Origin of the sequence: Scandinavium sp. NPDC088450, from assembly GCF_044900545.1 — a bacterium.
Classification (GTDB): Bacteria; Pseudomonadota; Gammaproteobacteria; order Enterobacterales; family Enterobacteriaceae; genus Scandinavium.
The window spans coordinates 100,386-120,686 of record NZ_JBJDNI010000008.1 but is presented as its reverse complement, the minus strand read 5'-3'; the positions used below and the strand labels follow the sequence as shown (position 1 = coordinate 120,686).

At 54.0% G+C, this 20,301-nt stretch carries 19 protein-coding genes; 8 read left to right on the top strand and 11 right to left on the bottom strand.

The genetic code is table 11. The features are described 5' to 3' along the window. Positions 1-11: 11 nt before the first annotated feature. Complete coding sequence (locus ACI2I2_RS09675) at positions 12-284, top strand: type II toxin-antitoxin system RelB/DinJ family antitoxin (protein ID WP_404657717.1); 273 nt, start codon at positions 12-14, stop codon at positions 282-284. Next, positions 268-576, top strand: coding sequence for a type II toxin-antitoxin system YafQ family toxin (locus tag ACI2I2_RS09670; RefSeq protein ID WP_330982173.1), 309 nt, complete (start codon positions 268-270; stop codon positions 574-576). The genes ACI2I2_RS09675 and ACI2I2_RS09670 overlap by 17 nt, the downstream gene beginning before the upstream one ends. A gap of 59 nt (positions 577-635) precedes the next feature. Here the strand turns inward: ACI2I2_RS09670 and yjiA are convergent, their stop codons facing one another. From yjiA to ACI2I2_RS09650, 4 genes are all read right to left on the bottom strand, one after another. Next, the gene (yjiA, locus tag ACI2I2_RS09665) at positions 636-1,592 is read right to left on the bottom strand and encodes a GTPase (RefSeq protein WP_404657716.1); all 957 of its coding nucleotides are present in this window, start codon (positions 1,590-1,592) and stop codon (positions 636-638) included. Between the two features lie 10 nt (positions 1,593-1,602). After that, positions 1,603-1,806: a YbdD/YjiX family protein gene (locus ACI2I2_RS09660; RefSeq protein ID WP_330982175.1), complete on the bottom strand. Its 204-nt coding sequence runs from the start codon at positions 1,804-1,806 to the stop codon at positions 1,603-1,605. Between the two features lie 95 nt (positions 1,807-1,901). Then, positions 1,902-4,055 (bottom strand): carbon starvation CstA family protein, encoded by a 2,154-nt coding sequence (locus ACI2I2_RS09655; protein ID WP_404657715.1) that lies wholly within the window; start codon positions 4,053-4,055, stop codon positions 1,902-1,904. 229 nt (positions 4,056-4,284) lie between these two features. Beyond that, on the bottom strand, positions 4,285-6,486 hold the full coding sequence (locus ACI2I2_RS09650) for an inverse autotransporter beta domain-containing protein (protein ID WP_404657714.1): 2,202 nt from the start codon (positions 6,484-6,486) through the stop codon (positions 4,285-4,287). 351 nt (positions 6,487-6,837) lie between these two features. Between ACI2I2_RS09650 and tsr the strand changes: the two genes are divergently transcribed. Next, positions 6,838-8,508, top strand: a complete 1,671-nt coding sequence (gene tsr, locus ACI2I2_RS09645) for a methyl-accepting chemotaxis protein (protein ID WP_404657713.1) — start codon at positions 6,838-6,840, stop codon at positions 8,506-8,508. A 76-nt stretch (positions 8,509-8,584) separates the two neighbouring features. Here tsr and opgB read toward each other — a convergent pair whose 3' ends face one another. The 6 genes from opgB to ACI2I2_RS09615 form a co-directional block, all read right to left on the bottom strand. Further along, positions 8,585-10,876 (bottom strand): phosphatidylglycerol--membrane-oligosaccharide glycerophosphotransferase, encoded by a 2,292-nt coding sequence (gene opgB, locus ACI2I2_RS09640; RefSeq protein WP_404657712.1) that lies wholly within the window; start codon positions 10,874-10,876, stop codon positions 8,585-8,587. A 185-nt stretch (positions 10,877-11,061) separates the two neighbouring features. After that, positions 11,062-11,550 (bottom strand): DUF2501 domain-containing protein, encoded by a 489-nt coding sequence (locus ACI2I2_RS09635; protein WP_404657711.1) that lies wholly within the window; start codon positions 11,548-11,550, stop codon positions 11,062-11,064. A gap of 60 nt (positions 11,551-11,610) precedes the next feature. Next, on the bottom strand, positions 11,611-12,348 hold the full coding sequence (gene dnaC, locus ACI2I2_RS09630) for a DNA replication protein DnaC (protein WP_404657710.1): 738 nt from the start codon (positions 12,346-12,348) through the stop codon (positions 11,611-11,613). A 2-nt stretch (positions 12,349-12,350) separates the two neighbouring features. Then, on the bottom strand, positions 12,351-12,890 hold the full coding sequence (gene dnaT, locus ACI2I2_RS09625) for a primosomal protein DnaT (RefSeq protein WP_404657709.1): 540 nt from the start codon (positions 12,888-12,890) through the stop codon (positions 12,351-12,353). A gap of 100 nt (positions 12,891-12,990) precedes the next feature. Further along, positions 12,991-13,464 (bottom strand): threonine/serine exporter, encoded by a 474-nt coding sequence (locus ACI2I2_RS09620; RefSeq protein ID WP_404657708.1) that lies wholly within the window; start codon positions 13,462-13,464, stop codon positions 12,991-12,993. Continuing rightward, complete coding sequence (locus tag ACI2I2_RS09615; protein WP_404657707.1) at positions 13,455-14,231, bottom strand: threonine/serine exporter ThrE family protein; 777 nt, start codon at positions 14,229-14,231, stop codon at positions 13,455-13,457. Before ACI2I2_RS09615 ends, ACI2I2_RS09620 begins: the two co-directional genes overlap by 10 nt. 276 nt (positions 14,232-14,507) lie before the next feature. Between ACI2I2_RS09615 and pobA the strand changes: the two genes are divergently transcribed. The 4 genes from pobA to ACI2I2_RS09595 all read left to right on the top strand — a co-directional run bounded on the left by pobA (position 14,508) and on the right by ACI2I2_RS09595 (position 18,201). Next, positions 14,508-15,692, top strand: a complete 1,185-nt coding sequence (gene pobA / locus ACI2I2_RS09610) for a 4-hydroxybenzoate 3-monooxygenase (RefSeq protein ID WP_404657706.1) — start codon at positions 14,508-14,510, stop codon at positions 15,690-15,692. Positions 15,693-15,707: 15 nt separating this feature from the next. After that, positions 15,708-16,595, top strand: a complete 888-nt coding sequence (locus ACI2I2_RS09605) for a helix-turn-helix domain-containing protein (protein ID WP_404657705.1) — start codon at positions 15,708-15,710, stop codon at positions 16,593-16,595. Positions 16,596-16,810: 215 nt separating this feature from the next. Further along, complete coding sequence (locus tag ACI2I2_RS09600) at positions 16,811-17,533, top strand: LuxR C-terminal-related transcriptional regulator (RefSeq protein ID WP_404657704.1); 723 nt, start codon at positions 16,811-16,813, stop codon at positions 17,531-17,533. Next, positions 17,494-18,201, top strand: coding sequence for a LuxR C-terminal-related transcriptional regulator (locus ACI2I2_RS09595; protein WP_404657703.1), 708 nt, complete (start codon positions 17,494-17,496; stop codon positions 18,199-18,201). The genes ACI2I2_RS09600 and ACI2I2_RS09595 overlap by 40 nt, the downstream gene beginning before the upstream one ends. Here the strand turns inward: ACI2I2_RS09595 and ACI2I2_RS09590 are convergent. Then, a complete protein-coding gene (locus ACI2I2_RS09590) occupies positions 18,143-18,601 on the bottom strand; it encodes a YbaK/EbsC family protein (RefSeq protein WP_404657702.1) in 459 nt (152 codons plus the stop codon). The genes ACI2I2_RS09595 and ACI2I2_RS09590 overlap by 59 nt on opposite strands. 341 nt (positions 18,602-18,942) lie before the next feature. Between ACI2I2_RS09590 and ACI2I2_RS09585 the strand changes: the two genes are divergently transcribed. Beyond that, complete coding sequence (locus tag ACI2I2_RS09585) at positions 18,943-20,286, top strand: PTS sugar transporter subunit IIC (protein WP_404657701.1); 1,344 nt, start codon at positions 18,943-18,945, stop codon at positions 20,284-20,286. Positions 20,287-20,301: the final 15 nt, after the last annotated feature.

Sequence of the window (20,301 nt, the reverse complement as noted above, 5' to 3'; positions counted from 1 at the left end):
AGGAGGAAACGATGGATTCTGTCATTCGATCGCGAATCAATAGCGAGCTGAAGGCCCGGGCGGGCTCGGTGCTCGAAAGCTGCGGGTTAAACTGGAGCACGGCCATCCGGCTGTTTGCCGAGCAAATAGTACAAAACGAGGGGATCCCTTTTGAGGTGAAACGTAATCCGTCAGCCCGATTACGCAGAGCCATGAAAGAGACGGATGAAATGATGTCACACCAGAATGGACGTTTTGACGGTGTGGATGAGCTAATGGACAGCTTAAATGACGGAAAAAGCTAAACGCGCCCCTCTTCCTTACCGGTCCGACTATACGAAGACGTTTATAAAAGCCTGGGAACGTTACAACAAAGCGGGTCGCCGCGACATGAAAGAGACCGCTTCGATCATGTCGCGTGTTCTTTCCGGACAGCCACTTCCCGCTGAATATAGCGATCACGCTCTGAGTGGTGAAATGCAGGGCTACAGAGAGCTTCACATCGGCGGCGATTATCTGCTGGTTTATAAAGTCGATGAAGCCCGGCATCTGATCATTTTTACCGATTTAGGCACACACGCTGAACTCTTCGAATAATCTTCCTTTTATCCCACCATCCTCTCCTCATTGAGGAGAGGGGATACTTCCCTGCGCCGTTACTGTTTCAACCCGGCAAACGCCGCCAGAATCTCTTCTTCCGGCAATTGCACGCCGATAAACACCAGCACGCTGTGCGGGGTTTCATCGCCCCACGGGCGGTCCCAGTCGGCGCTGTAGAGGCGTTGCACGCCCTGGAACAGCAGGCGGTTGGGCTCACCATTAATCCACAGCATCCCTTTGTAGCGCAGCAGTTTGTCGGCAAACGACAGCAGCAGGTTTTCCATCACTCGTGACACGTCGCTGATATCGACTGGATAGTCGAGTTCGACGACGATAGAGGCAATATCGTTCTGTTTATCGCCCATAAAGTGAAAACGTGGCTTCGGTTGTACGACGTTCTCTTCCAGCATAAAGCCGTTGGTGTTGAACAGTTGTGATAGTTCGATATCGCCATGGGTGACGGTATAAACAGGCGCGCGAGCGTTGATGCGAGAAAGGCGTTCGCGCAGTTTTTCGGTGTCGCCCGCTACGTCGGTTTTGGTCAGCAGGATGCGGTCTGCGTAGCCCACTTGTGATTGCGCGAGGGTGAACTGGTTCATTTGATCGTCGGCATGCACGGCATCGACCAGGGCGATCACGCCGTCGAGCAGGTAGCGTTCGCAGAGGATCTCATGGGAGAAAAAGGTTTGTACGATTGGGCCAGGATCGGCCATACCGGTGCATTCTATTACCAGCCTGTCGAACTCGATATCACCGCGATCGCGGCTGTCGAGCAAGTCCAGCAGGGCATCTTCCAGTTCGTTGGAGCGACTGCAACAGATGCAGCCGTTGGTCAGGGTTTTGATCTGCGTGGCGCGGTCGCCAATCAGTTCTGAGTCGATGGAGACTTCGCCAAATTCGTTTTCGATGACGGCGATTTTATACCCGTGCTGCTCGTTGAGAATGTGGCGCAGCAGGGTGGTTTTGCCTGCGCCGAGGAATCCTGTCAGAAGGGTGACTGCAATCGGGGTCATACTTTCTCCTTTAACAGCAGCGTATGCCGCCTTCTCCACTGCCGCCGTAGCGCGCTTCTTGTCGCTCGCGGAAGAATTCGTTGTAGGTCATGTACGGCTTATCCGGATGATTGGTTTTCATGTGCTCGACATAGTTGTCGTAGTCCGGGATGCCAATCAGCATCTTTGCCGCCTGACCCAGGTATTTTTTGGCTTGCCCTAAGTTACCAAACATTGCTCATCCTGGTAAGTAAATGCCCGGTGGCGCTAAGCTTACCGGGCCTACGGGAGAGTGTAGGGCGGGTAAGCATCGCGCCACCCGCAGCTCTGTTAATGATGTGAAGAAGTCTTCACGCCACCTTCCGGCACAGGAACATAAGGGGTTTCTTTGTCCGTGCGCGCTTCAATGTTGCGAGCCTTCATCCACGTTTTGATGCCGTAGAAGATGATGCTGTACACCACCACCAGGAACAGAATGCTCAGACCCGCGTTGGTGTAGTTGTTCACCACGATATGGTTCATGTTAGCAATCTGCTGGGCGGTGAGGTCTGCGCCACCGGTGGCAATTTTGTCTTTGTACTGGTTAGCCATGAAGAAGAAGCCTTCCAGTTGCGGGTTGGCGCTGAACAGCTTCAGGCCGAGCGCCCAGGTGGTGCACAGCAGCAGCCACAGAGCAGGGACCACGGTCACCCAGATGTATTTGGTGCGTTTCATTTTCACCAGCACCACGGTGCCGAGCACCAGCGCGACAGCCGCCAGCATCTGGTTAGAGATCCCGAACAGTGGCCACAGGCTCTTCACGCCGCCGAGCGGGTCGACAACGCCCTGATACAGCAGATAACCCCACAGACCTACGCAACCCGCGGTGCCTGCAACGCCTGCGATGAAGGAGTCGGTTTTCTTCAGGAATGGTACGAAGTTACCCAGCAAGTCTTGCAGCATGAACCTGCCCGCACGGGTACCGGCGTCAAGTGCCGTCAGGATGAACAGCGCTTCGAACAGAATACCGAAGTGATACCAGAAGCCCATGTCCGCCCACGGCAGCACTTTGTGGAACACGTGTGCGATACCGACGGCAAGCGTTGGCGCGCCACCGGCACGGTTCAGTACGGACGGTTCGCCGATGTCTTTCGCGGTTTGCATGATTTGCTCAGGCGAAATCACGAAGCCCCAGGAGCTAACGGTTGCCGCGGCGTGAATGCTGGCATCTTTCAGCTGTGCCATGATCATCGCTGCGTTTTCACCGCCCATTTCGTGCAGGTTTGGCATGGTAATGCCGAGGCCTGCTGGCGGGGTGTTCATCGCAAAATACATACCTGGCTCGATGATGGACGCTGCTACCAGGGCCATGATTGCGACGAAGGATTCCATCAGCATCGCGCCATAACCAATCAGACGCGCATCTTTTTCATTCGCCAGCAGCTTCGGCGTGGTGCCGGAGGAGATCAGCGCATGGAAGCCGGAAACCGCACCACAAGCGATGGTGATAAACAGGAACGGGAACATCGCGCCTTTCCACAGTGGGCCGGTGCCGTCGATGTACTGCGTGACCGCAGGCATTTTCAGTTCCGGATTAAGGATAACGATGCCGAGCGCCAGACCGACGATGACGCCGATTTTCAGGAAGGTCGCGAGATAGTCACGCGGAGCCAGAATCAGCCACACTGGCAGCAGCGCAGAAACAAACGCGTAGCCAATCAATGCGAAGGTAATGGTGGTGTCTTTGAAGGTCAGCGCCGGGCCCCAGTACGGGTCGTGGGCGATGACGCCACCGAACCAGATGGAAGCAACCAGCAGCACAATCCCGATAACTGACACTTCACCCACGCGGCCCGGACGAAGGAAGCGCATGTAGATGCCCATGAACAGCGCAATCGGCACGGTTGAGCAGACGGTGAATACGCCCCACGGGCTTTCAGCCAGGGCTTTCACCACGATCAGCGCCAGCACCGCCAGGATGATTATCATGATCAGGAAGCAGCCGAACAGCGCGATTGAGCCAGGCACGCGGCCCATCTCTTCTTTCACCATTTCGCCAAGCGAAGAACCGTTACGGCGCGAGGAGATAAACAGCACCATAAAGTCCTGTACCGCACCTGCCAGCACCACACCAGCCAGCAACCATAATGTGCCCGGCAGATAACCCATCTGTGCAGCAAGCACCGGGCCAACCAGCGGGCCTGCGCCTGCGATAGCGGCAAAGTGGTGGCCGAACAGCACGTAGCGGTTGGTCGGCACGTAGTTCAGACCATCGTTGTTGATCACCGCCGGTGTGGCGCGGGTCTCGTCGAGCTTCATCACCTTCTGGGCGATGTAGAGACTGTAGTAGCGATAGGCCACCAGATAGACCGACACGGACGCGACGACGATCCACAGGGCGCTGATATGCTCCCCGCGACGCAGCGCAACCACCGACAGGCAAAATGCCCCGATGATCCCGACGATGGCCCAGGGCACATGTTTGAGAAGTTTTTTCATATCCATAGTGAAAACCCGGTTTTTTTTAGAATGAATAAAATGATGCGAATGCTTAATCGAGGTAGTGGCTTTGATGCTGCGGCGATAGTGCCAGACCTTCGCGCGCGCGGTGTGGGGAAACTGAGTGAGTGGTTGTATGGGGTGACGAGTGGTCGCTGGAGGCGGTGAGTGGTTATCCGGTGGAAGAAGCAGGAATATTATGTGAATTCAGTCACATAATATTCCTGTGAAAGGGCTACGGCGTTGGCGCAAAGTCCTGCGTCACGCCGTCTGTGACCTCAACCATCGGGTGCACGACGTCAGTCGGTGCCACGACGATATTGGTGGTGACATTCGTAATCAGCGTGGCAGTGCTGTTGTAGCAGCTTTTGCTGGCTTTGCCGCTGCCGTTGGTGGTGCTGTCGCCGGTGTTACAGATGATGGACGGGTTTTCGACAATGCCTCCAGACCACACAACGTGTGCACCTGGGACTGTTTCACCCGCGGTGTTGCGGGCAACGGCGGTATAGCGCACAGGATCGCTCTGGCTACCGGAGCCCGTTGCGGTGAGCGCGATAGTGGCAACCTTGATGTTGCTGGTGGTGAAGACGGCGCTGCTGTGCCCGGTTTGACTGCCTGCCTGAGCAGTCACCACGACGGTTTCTATCACGCTGTCTGCCAGGCTAAATGTGGCTTCGCCTTGTGCGTCAGTGGTCACGGTTGTCGGTGATTTGGCGATGGCACTGCCTGTCGCTGCCCAGTTCACCGTGACGTCTTTCATCGGCTTCCCGTTGCTGTCGAGCACCTGCGCTTTTGCCACGGCGGGCGTTGTGCCGTCGGCTGGCTTGTTATTGCTGCTCATCGTCACGGTCACTGATGCGACTTGTGCCGCAGCGAAGTGGGATGCCATTGAGGCGGATTCGTTCTGGCTGCTGACGCTGACGTTTACCGGGCCTGCGCTGGTGCTGGTCAGGCTGATGCGGCCTTGCCCGTGGCTGTCCGTTTTGCTGTCGCTCTGCACGATGGTCGCGCCGTTATTGACCTTCCAGCTCAATGCCACGCCAGACAGCGCATTGCCATTGCTGTCTTTCACGGTCACCAGCCCCTGATTCTGATCAACGCCATTCGCAAGGCTGTTATCTTTTGTCTGTTCCAGACTCAGCGTTGCGCTGGACGTTGCGAAAGTGCTGGTGGTGCGAATCAGCGAACCTGCGGTGGCGGTAATAGTGACGGCTTCGGCGGTGGTGTCGGTGACGCTGACCTGAGCATTGCCGTTGCTGTCCGTTACGCTGCTTGCCGCACTCAGTTTTCCGTTGCCGGTGACGCTCCAGCTTACCGCTGTGTTTTTAGCTGGCTGACCACTGGTGGTGACGGCATGCACGCTAACCTGATTGGCGGTTTTGCCGTCAGCCGGGCTGCTGTTTTGCACCACGCTGAGGGTCATGTCCGCCAGACCTTCTTCGGTTTGAGCCTGCTTTTTATATTGCATCACGATGGTGTTGTTACGCTCAACCAAATCGTAACGGCTGCCTGCCAGGCTGCGACGCAACGCGACCTGGTCCGGCGAAATTTGTGACTGCCAGGACTCGCCCAATTGATAACGTAAGTTCAGGGAAAAATGCACTTCGTCCAGCGAATCCTGACCGCGCTTGTAATCGACGCCCGCGGTAACCAGCGGAACCGGCGTGTAGCTCACGCCCACGGTCACGGCGGAAGGATTGCTTTGCAGGTGATCTTTGTCGAACAGCGCCACGTCATCGCCATAGTATTTTTCATACATCACGCTGGCACCCAGTTGCGGGTAGGCGGGCAAATAACCTTCAGCTCGTACATCAAAACCATCTGCTGGTTTTTCATCGTAGTTGTCAAAATCGCGGGAGCGATGCCAGTCGGTAGTGCCGACATAGCCGTTAGCCGAGAGTTTGAAGTTATTCGTCCAGGCTTCGCCGCCGACACCGACGCGGCTGTTTTTCCCTTCATAATCGTGATCGAAGAAGACGTTGGCACCGAACATCCAGTTATTGACGTAATAGGTTCGCACGCCAAGCCCGGTGTTGCTGGTGAAACGTCCATCGGGGGCGCGGAGGCCTAACTGGGCAAACAGGGTCAGCTTTTTATTGTCGAAAATCGGCTGTAAATAATCGAAGGAGCTGTCTCCCCAATCGCCATTGTCATCGACGTTGAGCTGAATACGGGCGGTACCAAACTGATTCAGCCATTCCTGGGCAGTGGAGGCTGTTGCCCCGGTCGCGAGCGTTTTGGCTGTGGATTTGAGAGGCGCATTACTCTGGCTCGAGAGGTTTTGTGCTGCAGCCGTCAGGGGTTCGCTTAAGGCAAAGCTTTCAGGCGCTTCGGTTGTGTGACCGGAGGCGGCGAAAGAGGCAACGGGGAACAAGATTTGCAGCGTCGTCAGGAGCCAGACGACGGAAGAGGTGACAGGCGATTTTGTTTTCAGCACGCTTTTTTCCAGGGTAATAATCGGTTAATTACGCGGAGCGGCTGTCGGTCAATCCTGTTATTCGCAGTGAGTATATGATTGAGGTTCCCTCACTCTTAGTCCCTTAAGTACCCAAAAGTTCCCAAACGTAGCCACACCAGCAATCGACATCAGCGTCGATTGACGAGCGGCGCAGTGTAACGGACTGGACCAACGCAGTAACGCCTTAATCTATTTATTAAAAAACTCTGCTTTAAGAAATCTATTACAGGTAGAAATGCTCGCTCAGGCAGCAAGCAAAAGCATTTTTTTCCTTAAAGTTTTCTCTTCTCAGGCCGAATAACTGTTAACTTCCCACTGGAAAGAGAAAAAATGTTAAACCGTATTAAAATTGTCACCAGCCTCGTGCTGGTTTTGGTCTTATTTGGCCTTTTACAACTGACATCAGGTGGCTTGTTCTTTAACGCGCTGAAGCACGACAAAGAAAACTTCACTGTTCTGCAAACCATTCGCCAACAGCAATCCACGCTGAATGGCAGCTGGGTTTCACTCCTGCAAACCCGAAATACCCTTAACCGCGCCGGGATCCGCTACATGATGGATCAGAACCACATTGGTAGCGGGGCTACCGTGGCTGAGCTGATGCAGATTGCCAGCAAATCGCTGGACGATGCCGAGAAGCGCTGGGCGGAATATGAAGCGCAGCCACGCGATCCTCGTCAGAGTGAAGCGGCGGCTCTCGACATTAAGCGTAACTACGATATCTACCATGGCGCACTGGCGGAACTGATCCAGTTGCTGGGTGCGGGCAAGATCAACGACTTCTTCGATCAGCCAACGCAGAGCTATCAGGATGGGTTTGAGAAAGCATACGTGAGCTATTTCCAGCAAAACGATCATCTGTATGAAGTTGCGGTGGCGGATAACAGCAGCTCTTACAACCAGGCGATCTGGGTGCTGATAAGCGTGCTGCTTGCGGTATTGGTGGTGATCATCGGCGTCTGGGCGGGGATCCACAAAGCGTTGATCAACCCACTTACCCGCGTGATCGAAAGCATTCGTCATATTGCTGGCGGCGATTTGCTTAAGCCAATCGACGTGCATGGCAGCAACGAGATGGGCCAACTGGCGGATTCTCTGCGTCACATGCAGGGCGAACTGGTGCGTACCGTAGGCGAAGTGCGTAACGGTGCCGATGCCATTTACAGCGGTGCCAGCGAAATCGCGATGGGCAATAACGATCTCTCTTCTCGGACTGAACAGCAGGCCGCTTCTCTGGAAGAAACCGCTGCGAGCATGGAAGAGCTGACGGCGACAGTGAAACAGAACGCTGAGAACGCCCGTCAGGCCAGCCATCTGGCGTTGAGCGCTTCAGAAACCGCGCAGAAGGGCGGCAAAGTGGTCGATAACGTGGTGCAGACCATGCGCGATATCGCGGGCAGTTCGCAGAAAATTGCCGACATTATCAGCGTTATCGACGGCATTGCCTTCCAGACCAATATTCTGGCACTGAACGCCGCGGTGGAAGCCGCGCGTGCAGGTGAACAGGGCCGTGGATTTGCGGTTGTGGCGGGCGAGGTGCGTAACCTTGCGCAGCGCAGTGCTCAGGCAGCGCGCGAAATTAAGAGTCTGATTGAAGACTCTGTTAGCCGTGTTGAAGTGGGTTCTACGCTGGTCGAAAGCGCGGGCGAAACCATGGATGAGATTGTGAACGCGGTAACTCGCGTGACCGACATCATGGGCGAGATTGCTTCTGCGTCTGATGAGCAGAGCCGCGGTATCGACCAGGTTGGCCTCGCAGTGGCGGAAATGGACCGTGTGACACAGCAGAACGCCTCGCTGGTGGAAGAGTCTGCTTCTGCTGCTGCCGCGCTGGAAGAGCAAGCCAGCCGCCTGACGCAGGCCGTGGCGGTGTTCCGCATTCAGCAATCACAGCTGGCGGCGAAGCGTGAACAGGCTAGCGTAAAAACGTCCTCTCAAGCCCCTGCCACGCTGCGCAAAGCCGCGGTAACGGACAGCGGTGATAACTGGGAAACGTTCTGACGTCTGATGAAAATGCCCGGCGGCGTTAAAGCTTGCCGGGCCTACAATATCCTATAAATCCTGATGTTATTCCGCTTTACCCTTCTGATTTCACCACTTTAATTTCAACCATCCCAATCCCCAACTGGCGCGGCGAATGACCGAGAATATTGCCTTCATTGGTGGACTGCGGGTCCGGTGGCGCAATGGTCAGCAAATTGCTGCCGGTGGGATTATCAAAATGCAGCGTGGTGGTGCTGACATCGTTGCTCAGCGTCAGCGTCTGCTCGCTGTTCCCCACGCGAACCGGGATCGGTTTATTGGCGTTCGGCCCAAAAGCTTTGGCGGTGATCACCAGATCGAACTTCGGTGGCAGCGGTTCTTTGTATTCAATTTTCACTTCGTTACCGAGCTGCGCATTCGACCAGCGTCCCCAGTTTTCAGGACGTGAAATACCGCTGAACTGCTTCACTTCTTCTGGCGCGCCTGCGACGTTGAAAATAAAGCTGTCGGCTTTGTAGCGGATATCGTTGTCCACCACTTTTAGCGTGTCGACGTTGCCCTTGTAGCGTTCCATGTCGATGATCGTATCTTTAAAGGCGGCTTTGCCTTTCCACTGTGCTTTATCCACGTGCTGAACGGTTTGCTGCCCACCAAGCTGGCCCTGAGAGACACACCAGTCCGTGGAGAGCGCCAGTTCCGGTGCCCACAGCTGGCCCATCTTGTAACAACGGTCAATCCACATGAAGTTGTCGCGCGGGGCGAAATCTGCCAGTTGATAGCGCAGTGGTGCGGAGTATTCACTTTCCGGCAGCGGTTCGACACGGTTGTCGGAAACACGCAGCAGCAGCGGCAGGCGGAAGTGCGAGCCGGAAAACGCAATCATGTTTTTCTGCTCGTCGATGGTGAAGTCCTTGATGGTTTTCGGGAAGTTCCACAGACGAATGATATCGGGTTTCCACGCCAGCACTTTCTCTTTCATATTGAGGAAGATTTCTGCCAGCGACTGCCCCGACAGGCTGCTGCGACCCAGGCCGATGTAGTTGTCGCCGCCGAGAATATCGAGCACGGTTGCGCCGTTATCCATGGTGCTGCGCTTGGTTGCCATCACTTCCTGCTGCGGCTTGTCGCCACGGATCACGAAGAACAGGTTGCTGCGATCCTGTTTGTTGAGGTAGTCCCAGGCGGTATTTTTCATCGCCAGATGATCGGAAGACACCACGATCACCGTGTTTTTGAAATACGGCGAAGCTTTGATTTTTTCGATAAGTGCAGCAACGTGTTCCTGGCTACAGGTGACGGCGCTGAACGACTGATTCACCTTGCCGTCAATTTCATACTTTTTACGGTCACAGGTGCGTGAGACAAAGCCATCCGGGTGATGCGTGTCGACGGTCAGGGTGAACAGCGAGAAACGCTGGCCGGATTTCGACAGCGCTTCGTACTTTTTCCACACTTCATCAAGCACGGTATCGTCGTAGAAACCCCAGTCGTTACGGTACGTTGGGTCTGCGACGGTGGTTTTCAGCTCTTCGGAACCGTACAAATTGTCGAAGCCGTGGGATTTCAGGAACACGTCTTTTCCGGCAAAGCGCAGGTTTGCGCCCTGCACGAAGTAGTTCTGGTAGCCGGAGTTTTTCAGGATATCGCCAAGGCAGATATTCTGCGGGAAGAAGCTCGACACCGACGCGGAGGCGTTCCCTTCGAAGGGCGCAAACAGCGGAATGCCGCACTGTGACGCAACCATGCCCGCGATGGTGTAATCGGTGCCCGGCAGCTGCATAGTGTGGCTGAAATCGATACTTTCGTTTTTCAGTTTGCCCAGTTCTGGCGTGAGATTAGGAAACGCTTCGTTATCAAAATAGGTGCGTTCCAGGCTTTCGCCGTAGATGTAAACCAGGTTGAGTTTTGGATTGGGAATAGTCTTCGACGGCTCTTTGTAATAGGCCGCAAAATCAGGGTCGCCATCGCGAGACTGGGATTTAACCAGTTCTGTTATCTGGCGGAATGCCGGGCTGGCATCCACGGACGCAAGCGCCAGCACCAGTGCCAGTACGCTGTAGCCGAAATGATGAGGATGATGGCGACGGCGACGCAAGACCCAGCCCAAACCGCCAAAAACCAGCACCAGCGCCAGCACAAGGCCCACACCGGGAAGAATATATTTGCTGACACCCGCGCCGGTCAGGCTGTTAGTCAGGGTGTAAAGCACGGCGTCATTAATGCCGTCACCGGTGAAATAATCGCTGGCGTAGAGCGTCAGGTTCAGCACCACAAAAAGGCCGAGCACCGTCAGGGTGGAAGCAAACCACCAGGTATTTCGGCCCGCTTTCCATGCGTAGATCACCACAGAAGCGAGAAACAGAGCGATAGAAACAAGCTCGGACACAGCACATCCTCAGTTACCCTGGCCATCCGTTGACCAGCGACTCATTTTTCGACCGTACACTGTAATTGCAGTGCAATAATGCTGCAATTGTAGCGTCAAAAAAATGTGCTGTGTTTCAGAATTGTATTGAAAGTGAGTGATTTTTAACCCGCTCACAGCCCCTGTGGGCGGGTCTTTGCGGGGGATCAGGAGAGGAAATTAAGACCTTGCTTCATCACCAGATCGCAAGCCTTGGTTTTAACTTGTTTTCCCAGCTCAGAATTGCCCAGCGTGGTCAGGTTGAGCTGCTGGCCGTTTTGCGCATTGAGCAGACCCTGAATACCGTCCATATAGTTGGTATCGGCTTTTTGCTCCGTGGGTGTGTCCAGGCCCAGTTTGCCGAGCACCTGATTTTTGACGTTTTCGGCGTCAGTGGCGGAAGCCAGTTTCTGTTTAGCGCAGTATTGCAGGATGCCTGCGGCGTTGTTCATGTTGTCCGCGCTTAACGACTGGCTGTTGCCGAGCAGGCTGGTCAGGGAAGAGAGCGAAGAGCCGCCCTGCGTGCTTCCGCTCTGGCCGCTAAGCTGGCTTGCTGCGCTGGAAAGGGTGTCAGTGAGCGACACGGCAAAGACGCTGGTGGAAAGCAGGGCGCTGGTCAGCGCCGCTGTGCAAAGAAAGTAGTTAGCAGTTTTCATGAGATCGACTCTGTTGAACGAAACCCGCTCAGTATAACGCTGCGTGCGATCAGATTCGTCTCAATACTCTTTGCCGGTGACACGGCTACGGTAGCTGTCCCAGTTGAAAATCACCCACAGGCTGTTGCCCAGGCGCATACGATCCATGACGCGTTCGCCCAGCAGCTTGTTCATTTCGTCCATGTTGCTGTTGGTCAGCATGCCGGTTGGGCGTTTGGAGGACGAGCGGCGATCGACAATCTGGTTGATGATCACTTTTTCGTAGCGAGATTCGGTCTGCACGCCGATCTCGTCGATCACCAGCAGATCAACATTGCTCAGATCGTTAAGCAGCTGTTCTTCGCTGGTTTCGCGGTTGCTGAAGGTATCCTTCATGGCGGACATGATGTCGGCCACGGTAATGATCAGCACGGATTTACCGCGCAGCAGCAATTCATTACAGATGGCGGCGGCCAGATGGTTTTTACCGGTGCCCGGTTTGCCAGAAAAGATAAAGCTCGCGATGTTGCCGTCGAACTCTTCCACATACTGGCGAGCTTTGGACAGCGCATTCATTTGGCCTTCGCTTTCAACGCGATAGTTATCAAATGAGCAGTTTTGATGCAGCGGACGAATGCCGGAACGGTTAAACGTGCGCTGCATTTTCATCGCTCTGTTTTCACGTTCGAGCGCCGCAGAGCGAAGCTGGCCTTGCTCCTTTTGCCAGGCCAGTAGCTCTTCACCTGTTTTGAATGCCGGTTCGATATGTTTCGGCATCATTTTTTGCAGGCGTTGCATCAGATCACCAACATTTTTCATCGTTAACCTCGGAATCCAGGTGGAATTTGACTGTCTGGCTCGGAAAGCGAATTGAGATCGCGTCGCGGTTGCCCGCCGTTACTCGCGCGGCCCATTTGCACGCTTCGCGCCAGTTTTTGCTGCCATTGCACGTGATGGAAAACTTTGCCTTCCGCCTGCCAGTACGCCGTAAACGCGGCCAGTTCTTCTGGCGTGACGGGCTGGGTCAGGGCGATGCCCCAGAGTGCCGCCATACGCTGGAAATCTTCATCAGGACGCCAGTCGGCATACATCGGAAATTTCCCCATCGGCACGGCAATCGGTGCGGCCACGGGCTCATCAAAGAATTGCCCGTCGAGGGTGACGTCACTGCCTGGACGCGCCAGATTTGCTTCCAGCGCCAGCAGCTGTTCCAGACGTTCAGGTGTCAGCGCATAAAACGCCGGAGCATTGTTGGCGAAGACCGCGATAGCACCGTTATCGGCATTTTTTAGCACACTCTCGGGATCGCGCAGGAGCGCATCAATGCCGATAACACTGGACGTTAACACTCTGGAAGACATGGCAGTTACTCAATAAAACGGGACAGGCAGAACATGGCCTGATAGTAGCACAGAGTGCGTCGCGGGAGGAGATTCCCGGCAGAGGCTCTGCCGGGCAGAGTCAAACGCGCGGGCGTTTGCGATACAGCCATAAACCGGGGATGGAAAGCCCGATAGAAAGCGCGCCCACAATCGAGGTGGCTTTTAAGAAATTCTCCAGCAGGGTCACCATCAGCGCTTCGCTGTAGCCAATATGGCTGATTTTTACGGCGGAAATCATGGCGGTATAAGCCGAAATGCCCGGAAACATGGGGATAACCGCGGCTACCGTGAAGATTTTCGGATGCGCCAGATACCAGCGCGACCACTGAATACCAATGCTGCCAACCAGCAGCGAGGCGATAAACGTGGCCCATTCGATGTTCATACCCGCCAGCATCATCGCCATTCTTGAGCTGTGGCCGATGGCGCCCAGCAACGCACACCAGGGCAAAGCACGCTGTGGCACGTTAAACACCATCGCAAAACCGACGGCGGGAATGGCCGACAGAACCGCGTCCTGAATCAATGCCAGAAAGAAGTGTATTACGCCCATCCTCGTAACCCCCATAACGTCATAGCCATTACCACGCCAATACAGGTCGCCAGCGTCAACAAACTGGCTATCGCCCAGCGAGCCAGGCCGGTATTGATATGGCCTTTGAACATATCGGCGACGGCATTGATCAACGGAAAGCCAGGCACCAGCAACAGCACGCTGGCGGCCATTGCCACGGTCGACGTTTGTTCAAAAGCAGGCAGGCGCAACATCAAGCCTGAAACAGTCGTCGCCACAAAGGCCGTGATACAGAAGTTGATTTGCGGATGCAGGGAACGGTGCGTCAGGACCTGGCGGACATACATGGCCACGGTGCTGGCACAGAAGGTGACGAAAGCGCCATCCCAACCGCCGTTATTGAGTTTGCAGAAACACGCACACGACAAGCCTACCAGCGTGACAACCAGCCAGCGCGGATAACGCAGTGGTTTTATCTGCCCGAAGCGTTTTTCCACACCACTGGCATCCAGCAGCTTATGTTCAGTCATGATGACGATGTGCTGCACTTCAGTGACCACATGCATATTGATGCCGCGATCGTTGTTCTTGCGGGTGGTCGTCAGGCACTCGCCGTTGTGGAGCGTCGTTAATACGATGGCGTTTGAGGAAATGGCGCTTTCGACGCTGTCCATACCCAGCGCTAAACCCAGACGCGTGGAAAGTTCGTCCACCAGGGCGCTTTCTGCGCCGTGCTGCAACAACAGCAACGCGCACTGAACACACAGCCGCGTCACTTTTCGTTGTATGGCTTGTTCTGCTTCCATCACTTTCCGCCAGCCCTCGTTCACCGCGCTCAAAACACCGTTGTACCTGAAGCCCGCGCCAGCCATGGCCCGGCGAGATCAAACAACCTGCGGATAGCAAACTGCGCGAGTGGCTGTTTTTTGAACTGCCGCACACTTTTGCAAGATCGTTGAAAAGTGCAGGTTTTGCTCGTTTTATGCCCTTCTTTTTCACGCTCTGCTTATCAAAAATGCATGAAGACACTTTATCGAAACATAAAACAAACAAATAATTAACCATTCTGGAGCGAAGCCATCATGAAAACTCAGGTTGCCATCATTGGTGCGGGCCCGTCAGGACTGTTGTTAGGGCAACTGCTGCATAACGCAGGCATTGCGACCGTGATCCTCGAACGCCAGACACCCGAGTACGTTTTGGGTCGTATTCGTGCGGGGATCCTGGAAAGCGGAACCGTCGATTTACTGCGTCAGGCCGGTGTCGCTAAAAGGATGGATGCGGAAGGGCTGGTGCATCACGGCGTAGAGTTTTTGTTTGATGGGGTGCGCATTCCCGTCCCACTGAGTGAGCTGACAGAAGGCAAGAGTGTGATGGTTTACGGGCAGACTGAAGTGACCCGTGATCTGATGGAAGCGCGTGCCAGCAGCGGGGCGCCGATCATCTATGGCGTGAGCAACGTTGAGCTGCACGACATGAAAACGGATAAGCCCTCGGTGACTTTTGAAAAAGAGGGCGAAGTGTGTCGGCTGGAGTCTGACTTTATTGCGGGCTGCGATGGCTTTCACGGGGTGGCGCGGCAAAGCATTCCGAAATCTGTGCTGCGGGAATACGAAAGCGTCTGGCCGTTTGGCTGGCTGGGGTTGTTGTCGGACACGCCTCCGGTGAATCCTGAGCTGATTTACGCCCATCACGAACGCGGATTTGTGCTTTGTAGTCAGCGCTCACTAACCCGAAGCCGCTACTATTTGCAGGTGCCGCTGAGCGAAAGCGTGGAGGCCTGGAGCGATGAACGTTTCTGGCAGGAGCTGAAATGCCGCTTGCCAGAGGATCTGGCTAGTAAGTTAGTGACTGGTCACTCACTTGAGAAAAGCATCGCGCCATTGCGCAGTTACGTGGTTGAGCCCATGCAATACGGCAGGCTGTTCCTGGTTGGTGACGCGGCGCATATCGTGCCACCAACGGGCGCAAAAGGGCTGAATCTGGCGGCGTCAGATGTGAACTATTTATGGCGCGTACTGTGCCAGTTTTACCATCACGGGCGCGAAGATTTGCTGGCGAGTTATTCCAGTTATGCACTGAATCGCGTCTGGAAAGGTGAACGGTTTAGCTGGTTCATGACGCACCTGCTGCACGATTTTCATGACAAGAGTCCTTTTGACCGAAAAATGCAGGAGGCCGATCGTCGCTACTATCTCGGATCGCGGGCGGGATTAACAACCATTGCCGAAAACTATGTCGGTTTGCCTTATGAGACCGTCCGCTAACCGCACAGGAGAGTTATGGCACAGCACAGCATCGTTCCTGTTTTTAAGCTTTATGGTGAGCAGATGGGCTGGCCGACGCCTGAATTGCTGCACTGTGAGTCCATTCACCAGCGCAGCAGCCTCTATGAGTGGCATATCCGTGTGCATCAGCATGCGGAGCTGGTACAGATTCTCTATCTGCATAAAGGGCAGGCAGAGATTGAAGTTGAGGGCGAAAAAATCGTGGTCACCGAAGCCTGTATTCAGGTTGTCCCTTCGCTGTGTGTCCACGGTTTCCGCTTTTCGCCTGGTACGCAAGGCTATGTGCTTTCTCTGGCGTTACCGCTATTAACCCGCTTTGAAGCGGAGTTTGGTCGCCAGATGGCGGTGCTGAGTCGGCCACATTGCATTGCGGTGAAACAGTCTCGTCTGCATATTCGCACGCTTTTTTCGACGCTGCTGGATGAGTACCAGCAGGATAACGACGCGCGCGAACTGATGTTGCATGCGATGTTGAGTGCGCTTCTGGTTTGGTTGAATCGTCAGGTTCAGGGCAGTCTGCCCGTTGAGGATAAAGCGGAGCGCAGACGCGCGGTGATGCGGCAGTTTGCCCGACAGATTGAAAGCCACTATCGCGAACACCTTCCTTTGTCTGATTACGCACAAGCCATCGGTCTGTCCGTGACCCATCTTAATTATTTATGCCACGAATTTTATGATTGCAGTGCGCTGAATGTGTTACATCAACGCCTCATGCTTGAGGCGAAACGAAGCCTGCAATATACCAGCATGACTGTTACTCAACTCTCTGATTATTTGGGGTTTAGTGATGCGACGTATTTCTCTCGTTTTTTCAGACGCTATGCCGGGGTCTCGCCAAAAATATTCAGGGAAAATATGAAAAGAAGTAAAGATATCCCATAAATAATATTGTTTACTCTGTGTGTTAATATCCTGATCCGCGCGGCGGATAGCGGATTTATTTATTGTGTGCTAGTGTGTTTTTTGTTATTTACATTCATGTTTATCACTGCTTTATACGCTATAAATCTATTGTTTTCATTATGCGTTAATCAATGAGTGATTAATGAGTATCGAGTTATTCACATAAAAAATCTGCAACATGCAAGGGAGGTGTTATGTCTGCGGTCCTTAAAAAATTCTGCTTAATTATTAGCAAGTTACCGGTTTATCAATCCGGCATTCGTACCATCATAAAGGAAAATTTCCCTGAGTATGAAGTGGTGAAATATTCCAGTGTAGAGGCGTTAACCTCCACTCAATTAGATAAAGCAAATCTGATTATTATTGATTTGCGAGCAGATCACTTGCAGGAAAAATCTCTTTGTGAGCGATATTATGCGTTAATGAATCAATATAAAGAGAGCCGCTGGATATTTATGGTCAGCCAGGCGGCATATCCCTTCGCCATTGAATATTTACTGCGCCCAGCCAGCACGCTTTTATCAGAAGCGGAGCCCGTCCCGCAACTGGTGAATGCCATTCGTAAGCAGAGTGACCAAATCGATCATATCAGCATGCTGCTGCTTTCCCCTGATTCATCGCCGGTGGAGCCATCGATGGGGAAAATCGTCACCTTGACCCACTCTGAGCGTCAGGTGCTGCGGTTACTGGCGAAAGGCTGGGCGGTGAATCAGATAGCCATGTTGCTCAAAAAGAGCCACAAAACGGTCAGTGCTCAAAAGAACAGTGCAATGCGACGCCTGGCGCTGCGAGGAAACGCGGAGATGTATGCCTGGCTCAATTCAACTCAAGGTATGAAGGTGCTCAACCTTCTTCCGATAAGGGAGGAACCTATGCCATGGAAAATCACACCACAAAAAGACATGTCGCTATCATAGAGAATTGTGCACTGACGGTGGAAGGCTTCCGGCAACTGCTGCAGAAAAGGCTTAATTGTCCGTGCCAGTTATATGCCTTCAGGGACAGCGAACACTGGTTTGCTCACCCGGCGCACCCTGCCTATGATTTTGCGATTTACTCTGTCGCCGATACCCGTGACTCCCGGCAACAATGTATCCAATTTTTTACGCATCTGGCGAAAGCCGCGCCGAGGACTTTCAGGGTGTTATTGACTGAAAATGCTCATCAGGCCCGGTTGATTCACCATTTATCGCCGATTTTTCTGCATGGCATGCTGATCAAAACGATGACGACCAAGGAACTGCTGTTGCAGGCTAAAACGCTGCTGAGCCGCAAGCTGAAGCCGGGGAGCAGTGTGGAGGCTGACGCGGTGGGATTGAGCCCCACCGAACGCACGCTGCTGTATTACATGGGGACAGGGCTTTCCATTGCCGAAATTGCGGTGCGGATGGAAAGAAACGCCAAAACCATTCGCACGCATAAGTTTAATGTGATGACAAAACTTGGCGTCAGTAATGATACTGGCCTGCTGTGTGCGGCAGACATCCTGTGTTATCAGCCACTGCATACCCCTTTAGTCACGACTCTTAAAGACAAACGTCAATCCAGGTCGCTTCTGCCAGCTCCGCTAGCCTGTCGGGAGTGAGGCGAACGGCGCTATGCGTTGCGCCTGCGGCAGGTAACACCTCGGGGAACGCTTTCAGCGAAATGTCGCAATACACGGTCAGCGGATTTTCCAGGCCGAAAGGGCAGACGCCACCGACAGGATGCCCCGTCCAGGTCACCACTTCGTCGCTGCTCAGCATACGGGCTTTCGCCCCGAACGCATTTTTCAGCTTTTTATTGTCAAGGCGGGCATCGCCTTTGGCGACGACAAGAATGACCTCGTTTTTCACTTTGAGGGACAACGTTTTGGCGATTTGCCCCGGCAGGACGTTATGGGCGGCGGCGGCAAGAGCGACGGTCGCAGTACTCTGATTAAGTTCTATAATTTCGATATCGGGGGCGCGGTCAGCGAAAAATTCCCGCACGGATTGCAGACTCATAGCTCTCTCCTGACATAAACCAAATAAATCTGGCATAAGCCATTCATGCTGTAAATAAGAGTATGCGTCATCCCTGCATTTCATCGATTTCTCGATCCTCTTCACATTCACTGCAACCGGTTACAGTAACCGGTTGCAGAACAACGAGCAGGCGATTAATACTGAGAGCGTAACTTCCTCTGTATCGATAAAAAAATAAGAGCCGTGTATGAAATGTCACTCTAAAAACTGCAACTCGGGACGACTTCCCGGCGTGGTAGTGAACTCACAGTTCAGGATTGCGCATCGCGGCACACTAACCGTCGTTGTGCTTACGTCTATAGCCTGTCAGGAGAGCTGCTATGTCTGCTAACCATGCCGCGTTTAACTTGATATTCCGTTTTGTAGAAAACTACGTTAGCCCCGTTGCGGGACGCATTTCATCCCAGCGTCACGTCATGGCTATTCGTGATGGTTTTATCTCCGCAATGCCGTTCATGATTGTGGGGTCGTTCCTGCTGGTGTTCGCTTACCCGCCGTTTTCTCCAGATACCACCTGGGGCTTCGCAAGAGCCTGGCTGGATATGGCAAAACAATTTGAAGGCCGCATTCTGACGCCGTTCGATATGACGATGGGCATTATGTCCATTTATATCTGTGCGGCCATTGCCTACAACCTTGGCAAGCACTACGAGAAAAGCGCTCAGATCGATCCCTTCATGAGTGCGATGCTGTCGATCATGGCTTTCCTGCTGGTCGCTGCACCGAAAACAGACGGCACTCTGCCGGTTCATAGCCTGGGCGGTACAGGCATCTTTACCGCCATCCTGGTGGCTATCTATTGCGTAGAGATGATGCGTTTCCTGAAGGTGCGTAACATTGGTATTCGCCTGCCCGATCAGGTGCCGCCGATGATCAAAAACTCCTTCGACCTGCTGATCCCGGTGCTGGTAGTGGTGTTAACGCTCTATCCTCTGAGTCTGTTCATCCAAAGCCAGTTCGACATGCTGATCCCTCAGGCCATCATGTCACTGTTTAAGCCGCTGGTGTCGGCCGCTGATTCCCTGCCGGCTATCCTGCTGGCGGTGCTGATTGGTCACCTGTTGTGGTTTGCGGGTATCCACGGTGCGGCAATTGTTTCCGGGATGCTGCAGATGTTCTGGCTGACCAACCTGGGCCTGAACCAGACAGCACTGGCGCAAAGTGCTCCGCTGCCGCACATCTTTATGGAAGCTTTCTGGACCTTCTTTATTGTTATCGGCGGGTCCGGTGCCACTATGGGTCTGGTGTTCTGCTATCTGCGCAGTAAGTCCGCGCACCTGCGTTCGATTGGGCGTCTGGGTGTGGTGCCGAGCATCTTTAACATCAACGAACCGGTTATCTTCGGTACGCCGATCGTGATGAACCCGGTGTTCTTCATTCCGTTCCTGCTGGCCCCAATGGTTAACGCTACGCTGGCCTGGGCGGCAATGAAACTCGATTTGATTGGCCGCGTCATCTCCGTTGTGCCATGGACTGCGCCAGCGCCAGTGGGTGCTGCGTGGGCGCTGGGCTGGGATTTCCGTGCGGTGATTCTGGTGGTGCTGCTGGCCTGTGTTTCCGCCGTCATCTACTATCCGTTCTTCAAAGTGTATGAAAAACAGCTGTTGGCGCAGGAAGCTGAAGAAGCGCAACGTTCCGCTGAGGAAGCGGGTCAGGCTGCATAACTGAAGCAAAACAAA